This is a genomic window from Pasteurella pantherarum (assembly GCF_049670885.1).
Classification (GTDB): Bacteria; Pseudomonadota; Gammaproteobacteria; order Enterobacterales; family Pasteurellaceae; genus Pasteurella.
The window spans coordinates 1,746,077-1,767,553 of the sequence record NZ_CP187173.1; the positions used below are offsets into that span (position 1 = coordinate 1,746,077).

Below are 21,477 nucleotides of genomic sequence, written 5' to 3' on the forward strand. Positions count from 1 at the left end.
GATCCTACTCCTGTACCAATGGCTGCCCCAACTATGGTACAAACAGGTGCAGTAGGTCCACAAACTGTACCTGCTAAACTTCCTAATTTAGTATAATATTTTGGCTTACTTATCGATAAGCAACTCTATTAGTTTATTAATTCTTTTGAAAATTACTCATACATTTTCATAAGATTATCAAAGTTATCGTCTGAATAAATATTTAACTTATTCTTTAAAACACCCTGTAATTTCTTATCGACTTTTGATTTATCACTATAAAATACAGGTTGAAAATAAAATAAATTATTCAGAATTGATAATACACATATTCCTCTAATCTTATTCTCTATGGAATTTTCTAAAACCAAAATCAAAAAATCTATAACTTGAGAGGCTTCCACATAATATATTCCTGAATGATTATTTCCAATCATATTAATAAGTTCTCTTGAAACTTTTTCAACATTGTCTATATTAATATAGATCAACTCTTTTAAAAGAGAGAGCAATTCATTTCGATCTTGATTTCTCAAAATAAAGAATTCAATTTTATTAATTTCATTTAACAATTCTACATTTGATAATTTTCTATTCATATCATACCCCCTTTATCATATTTAACATCTTTTGGTAATTGTTTCTTGCTATATTTAGCCCGAAATCTCTTACATACAGGTATTTCTCTATATCCTTTTTCTGATGTCATATTAACATTATTGCCCAGTTGAGTAGCTATATCAGCCCAGCACATTTTTAAGCTTATTACCAATATAAAACAAGCGGTTATTTTTAACAAAATTATTGCAAACTTCCTGTTAAAAATAACCGCTTGTTAATATATTCATTTTTTCAACTATTCATAAAAACTTAATTTAGGATAAGGTAGAAAGAATTCTTTTTCTTTATAATACTCTCTTATTATTTTCCCCATAGGATTTACATAACCCTCAAACAATACTTCCGAAATATCTTCTTCATTAAAAAAATATTGCTCACGATTTACATCAACCCTTACTGGGAATATACAAGCAGAGTAATTAAAATAACCTTTGACTCCCTTTTGATTCGTCAAATACTAACGATTAATAATCATTAGTAAATCTTCTCCTACTCCAATCTTTGCTACAGCTCCTATTGAATATATTTTCTTCATATTATTCCTCTACCATTAAAATCAAAGTTCAAAATAAATAATAGAAAGTATACAAAGTAAAATTGCCCCTAGGTGAAACAATAATGAGATTATGTAGCCTAGTTTCTTATCCTGTATTTTTTCAAACTTCTTAAAATATCCGATATATTCATCTTCATGCCACCCTAAAAGTTTTTCATTCAATAAGTAAGAAAATAATGCTATTGATGAAAAAAATGCTATAGCATTAATCTCTTTCTTTAAATTAATATCAAACAAAAAATTTAAAATTTCTTGCAAACTAGTATTCAAAGAATAGAATATTGTAATTTCTATCGTAGCTAAGAGAAGTACTGTTGTACTTAACATGCAGCGATATGCAAAGCCTATATTAAAGCCATAAGATAGATTATCTAGCACATTTCTATGTTGTTTTTCTCCTTTTTTCAAATTTTTAGCAAAAATAGGAAAAAAATTAAATATATATCTCAAAGGCTTTTCTACCATGTTTTCCCCAAGAAAACAGTGTAATAGCCATGTAAAGTAAAAAATATAACTCCAAAAACTTCTCATTTTATTCGCCCTCTTCCAATATCTGTTCCGCCCCCCATTCAAATAAACTTTCTCCCCCCAAAGAACCTCCAATCGCTCCAACAGTTCCACCGATTAAAGAACCTAGTCCCGGAAATACGGCAGTTCCAGCAACTGCACCAACCCAAGCCCCACCAGCTCCGACTCCAATCCCTCCAGCTACGCCTGATGCTTCTTTCATCGTATTTTTCCCTATTACATTTCCATCAGCTTTATATCCATCATAAACTTCCATTGCATCCAAAGCTATTCCCGCTCCCCATACACCTTTAGAAACCCCTTTTAGAACTTTATTATTAAACACATTCTCCGTTTTAATATACTGATTCCCAGCCCAAGCATTATCATAATATTTTGGCTTGTCTGTCGATTTCAGTGGGGTAGTAGATTTCACCACTTTTTCTCCTCGTTTAGCAAATTCCTCCGCTCCACTGGCTATCGAACCCGTAAACGGAGGTAATAGCGACATATCTGTATTCTCACCTAGGCTCATTCCTGATTCTGCATCTTCAGTACTTGCTACTGGAATTTCAACATTACCGCCCAAAACCTTAGCATTATTCAAACTCACCTTCTGCCCATTCACTTTCACCGTGCCTGAACCATTGATGATCAACTGACCTTCTTTCGTTAGAACTATACTAGAACTACCTGCTACTAAAGATAAAGACTCTCCCATTGATGAAATCGTGACGGATTTTGCTGTCTTTTGCTCCGCTTTTAATTTCACTTGGGTTGATTGGTTGTCTAAAATTGAACTTATTTCATTTTCAACGACTGTTTTATTTCGATTACCAGATATAGCAATACTTTGATCTTTAAACACAGTTTCAGAATGAGATAAGGCTACATTGGTATTTCTATCATTCAACACCACCGTATTCATATCCCGCTGTGCATGCAAATCCAACTTCTGTCCGTTCGTCGCATCATCCATCATTATCCCGTTATAGCCACCTCCCTTATATGTCTGCGACATTAAGTTCATCTGTGTCTTCGCACCCGGCAACGCACCCGGCGGCAGATTATTCGCATGATACGTCCGTCCCGTCACGATTGGCTGATCTGGGTCTCCATCCAAAAAATCCACCAACACTTCCTGTCCCACTCGTGGAATCGCTATCATCCCCCAGCCTTTCCCCGCCCACGGTTGGGTCACCCTTATCCAACACGAACTGTGGTCGTCATGATGACCATATCTGTCCCATAAAAATTGTAAACGTATCCGTCCATAATTATCCGTGTAAATCTCTTCCCCTTTCGGGCCCACCACCATCGCTATCTGCGGCCCTTCCACCCTCGGCTTTGTCCGTTGATTCGGTCTCCAAGTCTGATGTCTCGGCACCACTTGAAAAGCATTATCGTAATATGTCCCAGTCCCACCAGACTCCTGTTCCGCCGATTGCGGTTGTCTGCCTTCATGGATAATCTCGATTAATTGCCACGCCGTGTTATTTTCCGCTCTCGGGTGATGGCTTAACACTAATAATTTCCCCACCTGCAATGAGGGGCCATTACTCTCCCCCTGCCCCAAATGCGCATCATGGCGTAAACTCTCTAAGCGATATTGTGTAAACGCCTTTCCCTGTGCTTCGTCTTTAAAACGTCCCGGGTAATCGTAATGCTCGTAACCCGCCCTCTGATTCTCTATATCTGTCGCAAATCGACTAAACTGTGCCGTCCAACTCGGCTTCTTAAAGGTGTAATCCTTTAACTTAACACTCGATGGCCTTACCTGCTCCCGTCTACGAAAACCACTCACCACTTTTTCTTGTAACTGAGCATTGCGGTTCACGTTATACGATAAGCACACTTTCTCTGATAATGTCTCCGCACTATCACTAAAAACCACCTTATGTTGTCCATCTCCTTGCTCAAAATAATAAAATATCCCCTCTTCCGCCGTTAAGCGCTGAAGAAAATCAAAGTCACTCTCTTGATACTGAACACAAAATTCTCGGACAGGATGGGAATTTCGGAAAACAAATGCATAGTCCACAATGCCATGCTCTGTCAGCAACGTACTGACGATACTTTGGATATCTTGTTGTTGGAATATCCGCGAATTTCTCCTTAACGTCGTTCGCCATAAATCAGGATACACTTCCATCCCATAATGTGTCTGACTGGAACCGCTATCGCCTTGCTCAAAACTCACCACCATGCCATTCACTTGTCTAAGAAGCTCTCCGTTCTGCCAAACTTTAAACTTCACGCTGTTATCAACCACCGATTTAAAATCAATCCCTGAATCCAAACTCGTTAATTTCAACGATAAACAGTACAGCTCACTGTATTTCTCCGTCAGCTTAAAAGACAAGACCCCTAAGGCACTAGCTGGTAACCCCTGCACTTCCAAGGTAAATTGAAGACCCCTCGGGTCACTTTGAATACCAAACAAGGACAACAAACGACTTATTGTCGCTCCACTCACTAAACCTTCCACTAAATTCAACGCATCACTTGCTTGCGATACCACTCGCTCCGCTTGACTCAGTTTGACAGATAATTTTTCTTGCTTTGTAGTGGCCGCTATGCCTGATAACTGATTTAATGAGGACGAGACATCTTTTAACATTGACATTGCATTCCCTTTAATCCTATAAAATAATTCTGTTTATTTTATAGCCTCAAAATCATTATGCAACTAGGTTATATGAGTAATGTTGGTGGGATTAAGATAGATGAATTTGCATTGAACAAACTCGAAATTGACTTGACTGTTCATTTTTGAACTCATCAATGTAGATTGAGATAAATTTTACTACTGATAAATTACTCCGTTCTTAACCAAATCCTATAATTTATAGTCAGATTACAAACTATGTAACCAAAACCATAAACAAATATATAAAGATATTTCACTCTACTTTTTTCTAAATCAACGGGGGTTTTTGTTAAAACTCTACCCCAGATAATTTTAATCATACACATAAATACAAAGTTCATAAAATAAACCCGTAATATATTAAAACCTATAAATAAGCATAAAAAATAATGAATATAATTAATCATCACAAACCTCACTTTAAACTAAACTCTTGTCATAATATCGCCAGAATTTATATCAGCTTACACACATTTTTAACCGAAGGCACATCGCCAACTCACCGAAAAAAAATGAGCGATTAATTCCTTGTTATCCATGCCTCGTCATTAGTCGCTTCACCGCTTATTGCATAAGTGTTTCAGTTAAGATAATGGGGAAAACCACCGTTTTCCCCATCCTAACCTTATAAATATTCAAAGGAGTCTCCCCCTTTGCAAGGGGATTACACTCTTCACTCAACTTTATGATTCACTTTTAATTTAGGATATTTTGACTGTATCTTTTTCATTCTTGCTTCATAGTCAGCTTGATATTTCCGTTCAAAATCATCCACATATCCAACAAATAACACTTCCGAGATATCTTCTTGATTAAAATAATGTGTCTTATCTTGAAACCCGACTGGATACAAACACGCCACATAATCCATATAACCCACAACGCCATCCCTCGACAATAATCCATTTCTAACCACAATCATAAACTTTGCCGGCGTTTTCGCATTTTTTAAGCTCACGACACTACCTAACGGGAGCACTTTCATTCTATTCCCCTCTTAAACTTAATTTCTTCAACGGTTTGTTCTCCAAAAATGCTTGATAACGAAGCTGAAATTCTGTTTCTTCCACATCCGCTGAGAAACCTAGAAAATGCACCTTTTCAATATTTTCAGTATTAAAATAGAAGAATTTTTCCTCTATCGCTCCCATTTGATGAGGACAGCCTGCATATTCAAAATACCCCTCTTCACCATTCCATTTTCCTAATACCACCCAGTTAATAATCATTAATTTCCCATCCTCTGCCGCACCGTGCATACTAATAACACTACCGAGCGGCAGTAGTTTTTGTTGGTTAGTCATAGATTACTCCTTTAATGAAAAATAGATAAGAAAAAAAAACAGACGAAGAAAAACCGAATCCAAGACATATTTTACGTATAACCTCTCTATAACTAAGCCTATTAAAAGCAACTTTCATTATTAAATTAGTTCCTATTAAAGAGAATACATAAACCAATATAACAATCAACACCGCCACAAAATCATATACCCAAGGATCTTTTGCCTCTTTTGGAAGATATAAAATAATATTTATAAACACGATTATAGAAAAAAAAATAAAACACAGAACATGCCATTTTTTATTTAAAAGGTATAACAAACTTATTAATAAAATACTCAAGAAGAATAACATCATAAAAACTCCTTAAGTTTCTTAAAATCAACTTGAATATCAACCTCTGCCCCCAAAATAGCCTTACCACTTCCTCCAAATTGTAATACATCTTTGGTATTATCCCACATAACCTTGCCACTAGCATCAAATGCTGGTCCTGCATTAGCCCCAACCTTTCCACAAACCATCATCCAACTATCCTTGCTTCCTATACATCCTTTCATTTCTCCCGAAATAGCCGAAGCCTGCACCCCTACCTTGGTATCAAAGCCATATTTACCCTCAGCTCCAATAAATATATCTCCTCTTGCTTCAGCATCCGCACTAAACACTTTCGCTCCGGCTTCTGCACTTCCATATTTTCCACCATATTTACCATCCAGCGATACAGCAGAAACCTCTACTTTTCCTTTACCTCCAACGCCATCTAATCCGAACCTGCCTTCAGCCTCTCCTGCCAAACTGCCTACTTTACTGTTAAAACCACTTTGTTTGTCACTGGTATTTGCACTTATATCCATTACTGCCGCAGAACCCAGTGCCTGTGCAGATGCTTTATTGGTATCAATACTCGCTTTTCCCTGTGCAGTCAAGATTTTCGATTGTGCATCCATTATTCCCGAGCTTTGTTGCGAAACAAGGCTAATTTCTCCTTCCCCCGCAAAGCTATTCGATGATTGTGCACTAGCTTCACTAGACATATTTTGGCTTTGACTATTTATCTTGGCATTATTTTGTTTCGAATCCCCTTTCGGATTCAAAAATACATTATCCCCATTAATTTGAATATTCTCTCCATCAATATCTATATCACCATTCTGATACAAAACAATTGTTGCTTGGGCCGTTTTTAAAGTAATTTTGGTGTCCGAAACAATTGTCGCATTACCCGTTACTAATAGCCTGCGAATGCCGTCTACTGAATACCTTTGGTTTTTATCTATACTCACGGTTTCTGATTGACCAACTTCCTTGTATGCATTTTTCTTAACGGCAAGAGATTGATCATTCCCAATATTTTCCGAATGATTACCCTTAACGATCGTAGTTCGGTTATTCAACACCACCGTATTCATATCCCGCTGTGCATGCAAATCCAACTTCTGTCCGTCCGTCGCATCATCCATCATTATCCCGTTATAGCCACCTCCCTTATATGTCTGCGACATTAGGTTCATCTGCGTCTTCGCTCTCGGCAACGCACCCGGCGGCAGATTATTCGCATGATACGTCCGTCCCGTCACGATTGGCTGGTCCGGGTCTCCATCCAAAAAATCCACCAACACTTCCTGTCCCACTCGTGGTATCGCTATCATCCCCCAGCCTTTCCCCGCCCACGGTTGGGTCACCCTTATCCAACACGAACTGTGGTCGTCATGATGACCATATCTGTCCCATAAAAATTGTAAACGTATCCGTCCATAATTATCCGTGTAAATCTCTTCCCCTTTCGGGCCCACTACCATCGCTATCTGCGGTCCTTCCACCCTCGGCTTTGTCCGTTGATTCGGTCTCCAAGTCTGGTGTCTCGGCACCACTTGAAAAGCATTATCGTAATATGTCCCAGTCCCGCCAGACTCCTGTTCCGCCGATTGCGGTTGTCTGCCTTCATGGATAATCTCGATTAATTGCCACGCCGTGTTATTTTCCGCTCTCGGGTGATGGCTTAACACTAATAATTTCCCCACCTGCAATGAGGGGCCATTACTCTCCCCCTGCCCCAAATGTGCATCATGGCGTAAACTCTCTAAGCGATATTGTGTAAACGCCTTTCCCTGTGCTTCGTCTTTAAAACGTCCCGGGTAATCGTAATGCTCGTAACCCGCCCTCTGATTCTCGATATCTGTCGCAAATCGACTAAACTGTGCCGTCCAACTCGGCTTCTTAAAGGTGTAATCCTTTAACTTAACACTCGATGGCCTTACCTGCTCCCGTCTACGAAAACCACTCACCACTTTTTCTTGTAACTGAGCATTGCGGTTCACGTTATACGATAAGCGCACTTTCTCTGATAATGTCTCCGCACTATCACTAAAAACCACCTTATGTTGTCCATCTCCTTGCTCAAAATAATAAAATATCCCCTCTTCCGCCGTTAAGCGCTGAAGAAAATCAAAGTCACTCTCTTGATACTGAACACAAAATTCTCGGACAGGATGGGAATTTCGGAAAACAAATGCATAGTCCACAATGCCATGCTCTGTCAGCAACGTACTGACTATACTTTGGATATCTTGTTGTTGGAATATCCGCGAATTTCTCCTTAACGTCGTTCGCCATAAATCAGGATACACTTCCATCCCATAATGTGTCTGACTGGAACCGCTATCGCCTTGCTCAAAACTCACCACCATGCCATTCACTTGTCTAAGAAGCTCTCCGTTCTGCCAAACTTTAAACTTCACGCTGTTATCAACCACCGATTTAAAATCAATCCCTGAATCCAAACTCGTTAATTTCAACGATAAACAGTACAGCTCACTGTATTTCTCCGTCAGCTTAAAAGACAAGACCCCTAAGGCACTAGCTGGTAACCCCTGCACTTCCAAGGTAAATTGAAGACCCCTCGGGTCACTTTGAATACCAAACAAGGACAACAAACGACTTATTGTCGCTCCACTCACCAAGCCTTCCACTAAATTCAAAGCATCACTTGCTTGCGATACCACTCGCTCCGCTTGACTCAGTTTGACAGATAATTTCTCTTGCTTTGTAGTGGCCGCTATGCCTGATAACTGATTTAATGAGGACGAGACATCTTTTAACATTGACATTGCATTCCCTTTAATCCTATAAAAATAATTCTGTTTATTTTATAGCCTCAAAAACATTATGCAACTAGGTTATATGAGTAATGTTGGTGGGATTAAAATAGATGAATTTGCCTTGAACAAACTCGAAATTGACTTGACTGTTCATTTTTGAACTCATCAATGTAGATTGAGATAAATTTTACTACTGATAACTTACTCCGTTCTTAACCAAATCCCATAATTGACAAGCACATTGCCCACTATATATAAATATGCATAACCCACGATATAAATATACTTTATTTTACTATTCTCAAAATCAACGGGGGTTTTTGTTAAAACGCTACCCCAGATAATTTTAATCATACACATAAATACAAAGTTCATAAAATAAACCCCGTAATATATTAAAACCTCCTTCAATAAGATCTTAATATACCATAATGGTAATGGATTATAATTTTTATATATTTTACTCAAAATAATAATCAAAACCAACGACAGAGAAATCATAAAAAATAATTGATAAAAATATTTACTATTTCTTTTATAAAAAACTAAAAAACCTATAAATAAGCATAAAAAATAATGAATATAATTAATCATCACAAAACCACGCCTTAAAATAAACTTTTATCAAAATATCGCCAGCATTTATATCAGCTTACACACATTTTTAACCCAAGGCACATTGCCAACTCACCGCATAAATGGCAGTTAACACCTTATTATTCCTGTCTATTAGTCGCTTCACCGCTTATTCCATCAGTATTGCCGTTAAGATAATGGGGAAAACCACCGTTTTCCCCATCCTAACCTTATAAATATTCAAAGGAATCTCCCCCTTTGCAAGGGGATTACATTCTTCACTCAACTTTATGATTCACTTTTAATTTAGGATATTTCGACTGTATCTTTTTCATTCTTGCTTCATAGTCAGCTTGATATTTCCGTTCAAAATCATCCACATATCCAACAAATAACACTTCCGAGATATCTTCTTGATTAAAATAATGTGTCTTATCTTGAAACCCGACTGGATACAAACACGCCACATAATCCATATACCCCATAACGCCATCCATCGACAATAATCCATTTCTAACCACAATCATAAACTTTGCCGGCGTTTTCGCATTTTTTAAGGTCACTACACTACCTAACGGGAGCACCTTCATTCTATTCCCCTCTTAAACTTAATTTCTTCAACGGTTTGTTCTCCAAAAATGCTTGATAACGAAGCTGAAACTCCGTTTCTTCCACATCAGCTGAGAAACCTAGAAAATGCACCTTTTCAATATTTTCAGTATTAAAATAGAAGAATTTTTCCCCTATTGCTCCCATTTGATGAGGACAGCCTGCATATTCAAAATACCCCTCTTCACCATTCGATTGTCCTAATACCACACGGTTAATAATCATTAATTTCCCATCCTCCGCTGCACCGTGCAGACTAATAACGCTACCAAGAGGCAATAGTTTTTGTTGGTTAGTCATAGATTACTCCTTTGATGAAAAACATATATACAGCAAAAAAAGCTACGAATACACAAAAAGAAAAATATACTTGTCTTATCATATTCTTATATCTAAGTCCATTTGGATTAAACTTTGTTAGCACTTTCATCGTTAGGTTAACTCCGATTAAAAGAAAAATATAAACGAATAAAATAGATAACAAGGCTACAAAATCATACATCCAGCCTTCTTTTAATTCCCGAGGAATATTTAAAATGAAATTTATTAATAAAATAATACATAAAAACATAACAAGAAGTATCTTGGGGTTACTACGTAGATGAAATAATAAAATAATTAATATAGCACTCAATACAACTAACATTTAAAAGCGTTCCTTAATGTTATTCCAATTTATTTGAGCGTCAACTTCCACGCCTCCAATAACTTTTACTTCTGCTCCAAATTCGAATATTTCTTTATTATTGCCCCAAATTACCCTCCCTCCGGCATCAAATGCAGGACCAGCATTAGCCCCAACCTTTCCACAAACCATCATCCAACTATCCTTGGTTCCTATACATCCTTTCATTTCTCCCGAAATAGCCGAGGCTTGAGCACTAGCTTTTCCATCAAATCCATATTTTCCACCATATTTACCATCCAGCGATACAGCAGAAACCTCTACTTTTCCTTTACCTCCAACGCCATCTAATCCGAACCTGCCTTCAGTCTCTCCTGCCAAACTGCCTACTTTACTGTTAAAACCACTTTGTTTGTCACTGGTATTTGCACTTATATCCATTACTGCCGCAGAACCCGATGCCTGTGCAGATTCTTTATTGGTATCAATGCTCGCTTTTCCCTGTGCAGTCAAGATTTTCGATTGTGCATCCATTATCCCCGGGCTTTGTTGCGAAATAAGGCTAATTTCTCCTTCCCCTGCAAAGCTATTCGATGATTGCACACTGCTCAAGAATGTGTAGATATGGCTGTATTTTGATTGGGCATTTTGCTTGTATTAAGTGTGAGCCATCTCAGATAAACAGGCTTTTGGCACTTGGTAAATTTTGACGTTTTTTGACCGCACTTTGCCGATTATTCCACCTAAAAACAGGAGGTTAATGCAATCTGTATTCTATAGAAACTATAGGCCATATATACATATTTATATAATTATCATGATTAGTTATAACCTGTCTTTTATATAAATAAGTTGTACCATAGCATTCATACGTAATTTTATTTACTATGGTTTCAACTTCCTGTTTTTTATTGTAATACATTGTAAGTGAATAACCTCTCCAACATCCCTTAAGAAAGGATTTATAAGGATAACCAATGAAATTCTTAATTTCAAAATGGTACTTATAATCAATATTTAAATCCTTTTGTAGGGTATCAATATGCTTGCCAAGCAATTCACTTGATATATTTTTATAATAGAAATCATCATAGAAAAAAATTTACCCAGAAAAAACATAAAAACAAAAACCACAGTGAAACACAGATAAAACAGAACTTTCATATTTTTTCCTTAGTCAATGCAACGTCTAAATAGCAAATGTATATAGATTGTTACCACCCAACAACCCTATCGGGTCTTGCGTTGTAAAACGCCCTATATTCGGTTCATAATAACGGAAGAAGTTGTAGTGCAACCCCGTTTCTTCATCGGCATATTGGTTTTGCAAACGGAAAGGTTGATGAACATTTTCCTCAAGTTTCTGTTCCAACTTGGGTTTACCCCAACCCGTATACCCCCATACCAACAAAACTTGCCTCGCTAAATATATTATCTCTAGAAAAAACCAGAGATTAAATATGCGATAAAACAATAAAAAACATACAACAATAAAACAATTAAATAAAAATTTATTTTTGATATTTTATTTATAAACGATGCTAAATAACACAAAAACAAAGACAATCCATAAACATACACATAGCATATAACTATCGATAAAAAAATGTACTCACTTACAGTATCTCTTATAAAAAATAAAACAGGGATAACAGGAAAACAAAAATCAATAAATAAAATTATTGCCGCCCAGTCATACATTATTAATATTAAAAATAAAAAACATATGACATTTGTAATACAAAATGATTTTTTCATAATATTTCTATATGTTACATGATTATAGGAAAACGTTGATTTAACTTTTCAATATTGTAATTTGGACAAGACTGTTCTGGTAGTGATTCAACACCTAAATGTAAGCCAATGGCTTATTCTAATCCTAGACGTTCCTTACTAGAGGAGTTTTGTTCATTATCAATAGCTTTAGAAGCAGAAACCAAATCATTATCACATTGTTGCATACATGATTCCTTTCCATCACCATTACAACGAAAAGTCTCTCTGCACTGTGCATAACAAATATCGTGTTGTTTACACGCTGAATCCAGTTGGCTTATTGGTGCTGAATAGTATCCATTATGATCTCGTTCTTTACCATAACTTTCCTCTCTTCCCCCAGTCCAATCGGGACCACACCAATTACCATGATATTTCCATAACCCCAACGGATCCGTCCACCCATTCACATTCGGTGCAAACTCATACAAATTCTTCCCACCCAATAACCCTATCGGGTCTTGCGTTGTAAAACGCCCGATATTCGGTTCATAATAACGTAAGAAGTTGTAGTGCAAACCCGTTTCTTCATCGGCATATTGGTTTTGCAAACGGAAAGGTTGATGAACATTTTCCTCAAGTTTCTGTTCCAACTTGAGTTTACCCCAACCCGTATAATCCCCATACCAACAAAGTTTGCCCTGCTCATCACTTAACTCTCTCGGCATGCCAATTTGGTCGGTGTGGTAATAATAGGTCGTGCAAGCGGTCGGATTCTCGCTGTTTTTAGTCAATTCCAGCTGTGCTAACGGCTCGTAACTACTCGGGTGGGTATAAATGTAGCTGTAAGTGCGGTCATTTTTGATGTCAATTTCCTGTACAAGATGCGAGCCAGCCCAAATAAAATGCGTTTCCCTTTGCATTTTTTTAGCCTTTTCTGACCCCTTGTCGTTGTAGGCTTATTTATTGCTTCGGCGGCCACTCAATTCCCTTTTCAATCATAATCGCTTTGATTTTTTGTACCGCGTCTAAATTGCCTTCAATTACCTCTAAATAACCTTCCGACTTTCCGCTTTTTATATTTTCTATACTTTGTAACCAGCTTTTTTCTTCATTAAAAACATCCATTGCAAGACTTTTTCCTGTGAATTTACTTATCCCTTCAAGATTTGCCCCCGAAGTGGCAAGAAAATAGGCTGTTTGAGGAGCGGTCATAAGGGCTTTTTCAAAGGGTGTCTGCCCTCCACTATTTTCCACATGAATATTAGCACCATATTTTATTAATAGTTTCAATGAATTCAACTTATGATGACCAAGTACTTCAAAGATAATAGGTAAATTATAGTTTTTCTTGAGCCTATAATTAGGATCTAGACCACCCTCTAACATTGCTTTTAATAATACAGAGTGAGTCTGCATCAATGCCATATTTAAAGGGGACTCCGTAAAAGCCCCCCGCTGCTCTACAGGGGCTCCAGCACGAACCAATTCTGTGATAATTTGCACCCTTTTTGTCTGTTTATCGCTTTTTATGTCATCCAGTGCTTCATAAATAGCTACTGTTAATAGCGGTACACTTTTTTCAGAGACTAAATCCAAATCTGTCTTCGCTGCTAACTCTCGTACCTTATCAACATCCGCCACTTTAATCGCTTTGACCAAGACTTTTTGTTCTTCGCTAAATCCGTCTAATGGGTAACTATTATCCATACATTCGCCTAATCCAAAGCTCAACATCAAGAGAAAAAATAGCCGTTTCATTATTCCATTCTCCTTTTCCATACGGTGAAAATACAAGCGGTCAGTTTCATCTCTTTTTTTGCACATTTACAAAAATGTTTATAAAACTGACCCCTTGTAGCTATAGATTTATTTATTGCTTCGGCGGCCACTCAATTCCCTTTTCAATCATAATCGCTTTGATTTTTTGTACCGCTTCTAAATTACCTTCAATTACTTCTAAATAGCCTTCCGACTTTCCGCTTTTTATACGAATAATACTTTCTTGCAAGGATTTCTCTGTATTAAAAACAGACATTGCAAACGTTTTGCCCGTAAATTTATTTTTGCTATGGATAGTGGCACCTATAGACACCAAATAATATGCAACTTGAGGAGCTACCGTTATTGCTTCATGAGCTAAAGTTTCTCCGTTACTAAGCATTAAATCCATATCCGCCCCATATTTTACTAACAGTTTTACCGACTCCAATTTATAGTTACTTAATACTCTAAACATAATAGGAGTACCACCATGACTATTTTGGATCCTAAAATTCGGATCTAATCCTCCTTCCAACATCGCTCTTAACAGTGCGGGATGTTCCTGCATTAATGCCAAGCTTAATGGTGTTTCTCCAAAATCTCCCCGCTTGTCCACTGGTGCACCTGCTCGCACTAATTCCGTAATCACTTGCAAATGACGAGTTGGCTTATCGCTTTTTAAATCCCCCAATGCTTCATAAATTGCCGCCGTCAGTAACGGCACACTTTTTTCAGAGACTAAATCCAAATCTGTCTTCGCTGCTAACTCTCGTACCTTATCAACATCCGCCGCTTTAATCGCTTTGACCAAGACTTTTTGTTCTTCGCTAAATCCGTCTAATGGGTAACTATTATCCATACATTCGCCTAATCCAAAGCTCAACATCAAGAGAAAAAATAGCCGTTTCATTATTCCATTCTCCTTTTCCATACGGTGAAAATACAAGCGGTCAGTTTCATCTCTTTTTTTGCACATTTACAAAAATGTTTATAAAACTGACCCCTTGTAGCTATAGATTTATTTATTGCTTCGGCGGCCACTCAATTCCCTTTTCAATCATAATCGCTTTGATTTTTTGTACCGCTTCTAAATTGCCTTCAATTACCTCTAAATTTCCTTTATATCGTCCGCTTTTCACATCATCAACATCTTCTTTGAGCGATTTCTCCATTCTAAATACAGACATGGCAAAACTTCTTCCAAACTTATCCACATTGTGTACATCTGCACCAATCGAAACCAGATAGTAAGAAACCTTAGGTGCTGTCACAATAGCTGCGTGAGCAGGATTTTTCCCCGATGAACTTGTAGATTCAATATTTGCTCCATATCTTATTAATACCTTTACTAGGTCAAGTTTATAGTTACTCAGCACCTCAAAAATTATCGATGAATATTCGTCCTTTAAATTTGGATCAAGCCCACCTGCAAGCATTGCCTCTAATAACGCAGGGTGCTCTTGGGCAAGGGCAATATCTAAAGGAGAATCAAAAATCCCCCCCCGTTTTACGTTTGCCCCTGCTCGAACCAATTCTGTGATAATTTGCAACCGTTTCGTCGGCTTATCACTTTTTAAATCCCCCATCGCTTCAAACATCGCTGCCGTTAAAATCGGTATGCTCTGCTCGCTTTTTAACTCCAAATCAGTGACTTTTGCAAGGGATTTGACTTTTTCTACATCCGCCACTTTAATCGCTTTGACCAAGACTTTTTGTTCTTCGCTAAATCCGTCTAATGGGTAACTATTATCCATACATTCGCCTAATCCAAAGCTCAACATCAAGAGAAAAAATAGCCGTTTCATTATTCCGTTCTCCTTTTCCATACGGTGAAAATAAGAGCGGTCAGTTTCATCTCTTTTTTTGCACATTTACAAAAATGTTTATAAAACTGACCCCTTGTAGCTATAGATTTATTTATTGCTTCGGCGGCCACTCAATTCCCTTTTCAATCATAATCGCTTTGATTTTTTGTACCGCTTCTAAATTGCCTTCAATTACCTCTAAATAGCCTTCCGACTTTCCGCTTTTTATACGAATAATACTTTCTTGCAAGGATTTCTCTGCATTAAAGACAGACATTGCAAAAGTTATTCCTGAAAATTTACTTTTATTGTTAATATCAGACCCTATAGATACCAAATAATAACTCACCTGTTTTGCTGTACCTGTTACGGCAGAATGAGCAGGAGTTAATCCAGTACTACTTTGCACATCAATATCTGCCCCATATTTGACCAAAAGCTTTACCGATTCCATTTTATAATTATCTAGCACCTCGAAAATAATAGGTACATTATGATTGTTTTTGAGTTTAAAATTCGGATCTAATCCTCCTTCCAACATCGCTCTTAACAGTGCGGAATGTTCCTGCATTAATGCCAAGCTTAATGGTGTTTCTCCAAAATCTCCCCGCTTGTCCACTGGTGCACCTGCTCGCACTAATTCCGTAATCACTTGCAAATGACGAGTTGGCTTATCGCTTTTTAAATCCCCCAATGCTTCATAAATTGCCGCCGTCAGTAACGGCACACTTTTTTCAGAGACTAAATCCAAATCTGTCTTCGCTGCTAACTCTCGTACCTTATCAACATCCGCCACTTTAATCGCTTTGACCAAGACTTTTTGTTCTTCGCTAAATCCGTCTAATGGGTAACTATTATCCATACATTCGCCTAATCCAAAGCTCAACATCAAGAGAAAAAATAGCCGTTTCATTATTCCATTCTCCTTTTCCATACGGTGAAAATACAAGCGGTCAGTTTCATCTCTTTTTTTGCACATTTACAAAAATGTTTATAAAACTGACCCCTTGTAGCTATAGATTTATTTATTGCTTCGGCGGCCACTCAATTCCCTTTTCAATCATGATCGCTTTGATTTTTTGTACCGCATCTAAATCACCTTGAATAACCTCTAAATTTCCTTTATATCGTCCGCTTTTCACATCATCAACATCTTCTTTGAGGGATTTTTCTTCATTGAATACAGACATTGCAAACGTTTTGCCCGTAAATTTATTTTTGCTATGGATAGTGGCACCTATAGACACCAAATAATATGCAACTTGAGGAGCTACCGTTATTGCTTCATGAGCTAAAGTTTCTCCGTTACTAAGCATTAAATCCATATCCGCCCCATATTTTACTAACAGTTTTACCGACTCCAATTTATAGTTACTTAATACTCTAAACATAATAGGAGTACCACTATGACTATTTTGGATCCTAAAATTCGGATCTAATCCTCCTTCCAACATCGCTCTTAACAGTGCGGGATGTTCCTGCATTAATGCCAAGCTTAATGGTGTTTCTCCAAAATCTCCCCGCTTGTCCACTGGTGCACCTGCTCGCACTAATTCCGTAATCACTTGTAAGTGGCGAGTTGGCTTATCGCTTTTTAAATCCCCCATCGCTTCAAACATCGCTGCCGTTAAAATCGGTATGCTCTGCTCGCTTTTTAGCTCCAAATCAGTCACTTTTGCAAGGGATTTGACTTTTTCTACATCCGCCGCTTTAATCGCTTTGACCAAAACTTTTTGTTCTTCGCTAAATCCGTCTAATGGGTAACTATTATCCATACATCCGCCTAATCCAATACATAGCATAAAAATAAAAAAGAAACGCTTCATTACCAACCTCCTATTATTTGCTTGGTTTTTGATAGTTCTCCACTAAGCGTATCAATCACTTTAATTTTATTTACTACAAAAAAACAAGGGGACATTTCTTTAAATTTTTTGCAAAATTTTCTTCGAAACTGCCCCCTTGTTATCGCTAAATAATAATATTATTCTTTATAACCTAAAGCTTCTAAGCGTCTTATTATTTCTCTTAATTTCATATTATTGTGATTTGATTTTAAAAGTTTTTTTGCACCTCTGAGAATTTTTTGGCCATAAATCTTATGATCTGCCCCCTTATCCATTAAATATAAAATAATTTCAGGGTTACTTAGTGAAAATTCAACAACACTTTTACCTAAAGAACCCCTAGAATTAATATCTGCTCCATACTTTAACAGTAAATCCACTCTCGCTTTAATATCATTCATAAAATCCTCTCGCTCCCATTCCCATAAAATATAAGACGAGCGAACTGCCGCATTGATAGGATACATTGCATTTAAGGGCATCCTACCGTTCTCATCAATATAACCATAATTCGCTTTTGCCCCATATCTTAATAATAACTCCATATATTTTATTGGCAATCTCTCTGAAGCAAATGTTAAAGGTAAATAATAAACATAACGTTTTTTATTTTTGGATAAATCTCTTGATACTTTATTTGGATCCGCTTTATATTTTAATAATAACTCTGCTATCTCGAAACGGTTATCTAAAAATACCGAATACATCAAATAGGTAAAACCATCTTCTTTATCTGATAACGCATTTATATCAATTCCTTGTTTTAATAATTTCTCCACTTGTTCCTTATCGTTTTTATAAATTGCTTGCCCCATCTCCAATCTATTACCTGAAAAATAATCTTCCGCTGGAAATCTTTTGTTTTTTGAAGTGTCGTTTGCATGGCTATTCATAGAAAAAACTCCTAATGTAAATATAATAAATATGGATTTCATCATTTTGCTAATTTTACTTTGCATAATAACTCCTAATTTCCCGTTCAATTTCTTTAGTCGCAGTAATCGTATGCCCTGTGCCTGTGTTCAGCTTCACTCGATTCCCAATCGCTTGCGGTACATCATCTCCAAACAAGGTTCCCACTGCAATCCCTGTCAAACTATGGTCGAACGCTATATTTGAAACAGTTTCAAGCCCCGCATAGGCAATAGGGAATTTGGCACCTGTTGCTAATACCGCTCCCACCGCTACCTTACGGTTGTCTTGAAATAAATTTAACTCGTCTTTATCGGTATAAAATGCTGTGATATTGCTTTCATTTGCTCTATCCAATTCAAGCTCCCCAATAATTTTGGGGTGCAAACCCGCCGAGTTATAAGTATAAGTTGGCACTCCTGTCGCTAAACCTGCAATTGAAGCTAATTCACCGCCTAAGGAATGTCCCACAGCTATTATTTTCGCATTAGGTGGAAGTACATAATTTAAAGCAACGCTTAGCTCTTTTGCTCTTTCAAACTGTGCATTCATTTTACCTACCGCACCATCCACATCAGCTTTCACATCTTTAAGGCTCTCTGTACCTCGAAATGCTAAGAAATATTTATTTCCTTGCCTATAGATATTTGCTTGGAAATCACTATCTTTATCTTCCAACATATCAGGATTAATTCCCATTTCCATCAATTCCTCGTCCGATACTTCCTCTACATCTGGATATTTGGCTTTAAAGTCATCTGATAAAGGTTGCCCCCTATCTGTATACACTTCATTACTTAAATATGCTCCTAAAACTGCATTTTCCATAGTTTCAAATTCATCATCTCGCATTTCCGAAGCTTTACTTGAATCCACTCCACCACCTGGATTGAACGTCACTTTATTTCCCATGATGAAAATGTCTTTCGCCATAAAATCAATATGACCATCTTTCGATAACACCATTTTTGCATTCTGTGTTTCTAAGGTAATATCTTCCGATATCGACTCCAGTAAAATATCTTCTCCCGCTAATAAGACATAATCTCCCCCAATGACCGTGGTGGAATCCTGCCCAATTAATAGGGTTTCATCTCCGCCTATGCTTTTGATTCGGTTTTGTTTGATGGTTATCTTTTGGTCTTCTCCAATAGATTCGAGATGGTTATTCATGACCGTCGTGCTTCTATCATTCAACACCACCGTATTCATATCCCGCTGTGCATGCAAATCCAACTTCTGTCCGTCCGTCGCATCATCCATCATTATCCCGTTATAGCCACCTCCCTTATATGTCTGCGACATTAGGTTCATCTGCGTCTTCGCACCCGGCAACGCACCCGGCGGCAGATTATTCGCATGATACGTCCGTCCCGTCACGATTGGCTGGTCCGGGTCTCCATCCAAAAAATCCACCAACACTTCCTGTCCCACTCGTGGTATCGCTATCATCCCCCAGCCTTTCCCCGCCCACGGTTGGGTCACCCTTATCCAACACGAACTGTGGTCGTCATGATGACCATATCTGTCCCATAAAAATTGTAAACGTATCCGTCCATAATTATCCGTGTAAATCTCTTCCCCTTTCGGGCCCACTACCATCGCTATCTGCGGTCCTTCCACCCTCGGCTTTGTCCGTTGATTCGGTCTCCAAGTCTGGTGTCTCGGCACCACTTGAAATGCATTATCGTAATATGTCCCAGTCCCACCAGACTCCTGTTCCGCCGATTGCGGTTGTCTGCCTTCATGGATAATCTCAATTAATTGCCACGCCGTGTTATTTTCCGCTCTCGGGTGATGCCTTAACACTAATAATTTCCCCACCTGCAATGAGGGACCATTACTCTCCCCCTGCCCCAAATGCGCATCATGGCGTAAACTCTCTAAGCGATATTGTGTAAACGCCTTTCCCTGTGCTTCGTCTTTAAAACGTCCCGGGTAATCGTAATGCTCGTAACCCGCCCTCTGATTCTCGATATCTGTCGCAAATCGACTAAACTGTGCCGTCCAACTCGGCTTCTTAAAGGTGTAATCCTTTAACTTAACACTCGATGGCCTTACCTGCTCCCGTCTACGAAAACCACTCACCACTTTTTCTTGTAACTGAGCATTGCGGTTCACGTTATACGATAAGCCCACTTTCTCTGATAATGTCTCCGCACTATCACTAAAAACCACCTTATGTTGTCCATCTCCTTGCTCAAAATAATAAAATATCCCCTCTTCCGCCGTTAAGCGCTGAAGAAAATCAAAGTCACTCTCTTGATACTGAACACAAAATTCTCGGACAGGATGGGAATTTCGGAAAACAAATGCATAGTCCACAATGCCATGCTCTGTCAGCAACGTACTGACTATACTTTGGATATCTTGTTGTTGGAATATCCGCGAATTTCTCCTTAACGTCGTTCGCCATAAATCAGGATACACTTCCATCCCATAATGTGTCTGACTGGAACCGCTATCGCCTTGCTCAAAACTCACCACCATGCCATTCACTTGTCTAAGAAGCTCTCCGTTCTGCCAAACTTTAAACTTCACGCTGTTATCAACCACCGATTTAAAATCAATCCCTGAATCCAAACTCGTTAATTTCAACGATAAACAGTACAGCTCACTGTATTTCTCCGTCAGCTTAAAAGACAAGACCCCTAAGGCACTAGCTGGTAACCCCTGCACTTCCAAGGTAAATTGAAGACCCCTCGGGTCACTTTGAATACCAAACAAGGACAACAAACGACTTATTGTCGCTCCACTCACCAAGCCTTCCACTAAATTCAAAGCATCACTTGCTTGCGATACCACTCGCTCCGCTTGACTCAGTTTGACAGATAATTTCTCTTGCTTTGTAGTGGCCGCTATGCCTGATAACTGATTTAATGAGGACGAGACATCTTTTAACATTGACATTGCATTCCCTTT

At 38.0% G+C, this 21,477-nt stretch carries 21 protein-coding genes; all 21 read right to left on the bottom strand.

Going from position 1 to position 21,477, the window contains the following annotated elements; translation table 11 throughout:
• Positions 1–152 precede the first annotated feature (152 nt).
• Positions 153–578, bottom strand: coding sequence for a hypothetical protein (locus ACPEEM_RS08215; RefSeq protein WP_424401687.1), 426 nt, complete (start codon positions 576–578; stop codon positions 153–155).
• Positions 579–835: 257 nt separating this feature from the next.
• On the bottom strand, positions 836–1,054 hold the full coding sequence (locus ACPEEM_RS08220) for a DUF4176 domain-containing protein (protein WP_424401688.1): 219 nt from the start codon (positions 1,052–1,054) through the stop codon (positions 836–838).
• A 102-nt stretch (positions 1,055–1,156) separates the two neighbouring features.
• Positions 1,157–1,621 (bottom strand): hypothetical protein, encoded by a 465-nt coding sequence (locus ACPEEM_RS08225; protein WP_424401689.1) that lies wholly within the window; start codon positions 1,619–1,621, stop codon positions 1,157–1,159.
• Between the two features lie 67 nt (positions 1,622–1,688).
• Positions 1,689–4,289 carry a type VI secretion system tip protein VgrG gene (locus ACPEEM_RS08230; RefSeq protein ID WP_424406590.1) on the bottom strand — a complete coding sequence of 867 codons (2,601 nt, stop codon included), beginning with the start codon at positions 4,287–4,289 and terminating at the stop codon, positions 1,689–1,691.
• A gap of 697 nt (positions 4,290–4,986) precedes the next feature.
• Positions 4,987–5,298 carry a DUF4176 domain-containing protein gene (locus tag ACPEEM_RS08235; protein WP_424406592.1) on the bottom strand — a complete coding sequence of 104 codons (312 nt, stop codon included), beginning with the start codon at positions 5,296–5,298 and terminating at the stop codon, positions 4,987–4,989.
• 1 nt (position 5,299) lies between these two features.
• Positions 5,300–5,617: a DUF4176 domain-containing protein gene (locus ACPEEM_RS08240; protein WP_424406594.1), complete on the bottom strand. Its 318-nt coding sequence runs from the start codon at positions 5,615–5,617 to the stop codon at positions 5,300–5,302.
• A complete protein-coding gene (locus ACPEEM_RS08245) occupies positions 5,610–5,954 on the bottom strand; it encodes a hypothetical protein (RefSeq protein ID WP_424406595.1) in 345 nt (114 codons plus the stop codon). The genes ACPEEM_RS08240 and ACPEEM_RS08245 overlap by 8 nt, the downstream gene beginning before the upstream one ends.
• Positions 5,951–8,707 carry a type VI secretion system tip protein TssI/VgrG gene (gene tssI / locus ACPEEM_RS08250; RefSeq protein ID WP_424406597.1) on the bottom strand — a complete coding sequence of 919 codons (2,757 nt, stop codon included), beginning with the start codon at positions 8,705–8,707 and terminating at the stop codon, positions 5,951–5,953. The genes ACPEEM_RS08245 and tssI (ACPEEM_RS08250) overlap by 4 nt, the downstream gene beginning before the upstream one ends.
• Before the next feature lie 845 nt (positions 8,708–9,552).
• Positions 9,553–9,864: a DUF4176 domain-containing protein gene (locus tag ACPEEM_RS08255; RefSeq protein WP_424401691.1), complete on the bottom strand. Its 312-nt coding sequence runs from the start codon at positions 9,862–9,864 to the stop codon at positions 9,553–9,555.
• A 1-nt stretch (position 9,865) separates the two neighbouring features.
• A complete protein-coding gene (locus ACPEEM_RS08260) occupies positions 9,866–10,183 on the bottom strand; it encodes a DUF4176 domain-containing protein (RefSeq protein WP_424406599.1) in 318 nt (105 codons plus the stop codon).
• Positions 10,176–10,529, bottom strand: a complete 354-nt coding sequence (locus ACPEEM_RS08265) for a hypothetical protein (protein ID WP_424401693.1) — start codon at positions 10,527–10,529, stop codon at positions 10,176–10,178. Before ACPEEM_RS08265 ends, ACPEEM_RS08260 begins: the two co-directional genes overlap by 8 nt.
• A complete protein-coding gene (locus ACPEEM_RS08270; RefSeq protein WP_424406601.1) occupies positions 10,530–11,042 on the bottom strand; it encodes a hypothetical protein in 513 nt (170 codons plus the stop codon).
• A 655-nt stretch (positions 11,043–11,697) separates the two neighbouring features.
• Entirely contained in the window at positions 11,698–11,880 is a 183-nt protein-coding gene (locus ACPEEM_RS08275) for an RHS repeat-associated core domain-containing protein (protein ID WP_424406603.1), read from the bottom strand.
• Positions 11,881–12,379: 499 nt separating this feature from the next.
• On the bottom strand, positions 12,380–13,150 hold the full coding sequence (locus ACPEEM_RS08280; protein WP_424406605.1) for an RHS repeat-associated core domain-containing protein: 771 nt from the start codon (positions 13,148–13,150) through the stop codon (positions 12,380–12,382).
• A 40-nt stretch (positions 13,151–13,190) separates the two neighbouring features.
• Complete coding sequence (locus ACPEEM_RS08285) at positions 13,191–13,937, bottom strand: hypothetical protein (protein WP_424406607.1); 747 nt, start codon at positions 13,935–13,937, stop codon at positions 13,191–13,193.
• A 163-nt stretch (positions 13,938–14,100) separates the two neighbouring features.
• The gene (locus tag ACPEEM_RS08290) at positions 14,101–14,850 is read right to left on the bottom strand and encodes an ankyrin repeat domain-containing protein (RefSeq protein ID WP_424406609.1); all 750 of its coding nucleotides are present in this window, start codon (positions 14,848–14,850) and stop codon (positions 14,101–14,103) included.
• Positions 14,851–15,013: 163 nt separating this feature from the next.
• Entirely contained in the window at positions 15,014–15,745 is a 732-nt protein-coding gene (locus tag ACPEEM_RS08295; RefSeq protein ID WP_424406611.1) for an ankyrin repeat domain-containing protein, read from the bottom strand.
• 163 nt (positions 15,746–15,908) lie between these two features.
• Positions 15,909–16,658: an ankyrin repeat domain-containing protein gene (locus ACPEEM_RS08300; protein ID WP_424406613.1), complete on the bottom strand. Its 750-nt coding sequence runs from the start codon at positions 16,656–16,658 to the stop codon at positions 15,909–15,911.
• Positions 16,659–16,821: 163 nt separating this feature from the next.
• On the bottom strand, positions 16,822–17,622 hold the full coding sequence (locus ACPEEM_RS08305) for an ankyrin repeat domain-containing protein (protein WP_424406615.1): 801 nt from the start codon (positions 17,620–17,622) through the stop codon (positions 16,822–16,824).
• 158 nt (positions 17,623–17,780) lie between these two features.
• On the bottom strand, positions 17,781–18,602 hold the full coding sequence (locus ACPEEM_RS08310) for an ankyrin repeat domain-containing protein (RefSeq protein WP_424406617.1): 822 nt from the start codon (positions 18,600–18,602) through the stop codon (positions 17,781–17,783).
• Positions 18,592–21,465, bottom strand: a complete 2,874-nt coding sequence (gene tssI / locus ACPEEM_RS08315) for a type VI secretion system tip protein TssI/VgrG (RefSeq protein WP_424406619.1) — start codon at positions 21,463–21,465, stop codon at positions 18,592–18,594. The genes ACPEEM_RS08310 and tssI (ACPEEM_RS08315) overlap by 11 nt, the downstream gene beginning before the upstream one ends.
• Between the last annotated feature and the right edge of the window lie 12 nt (positions 21,466–21,477).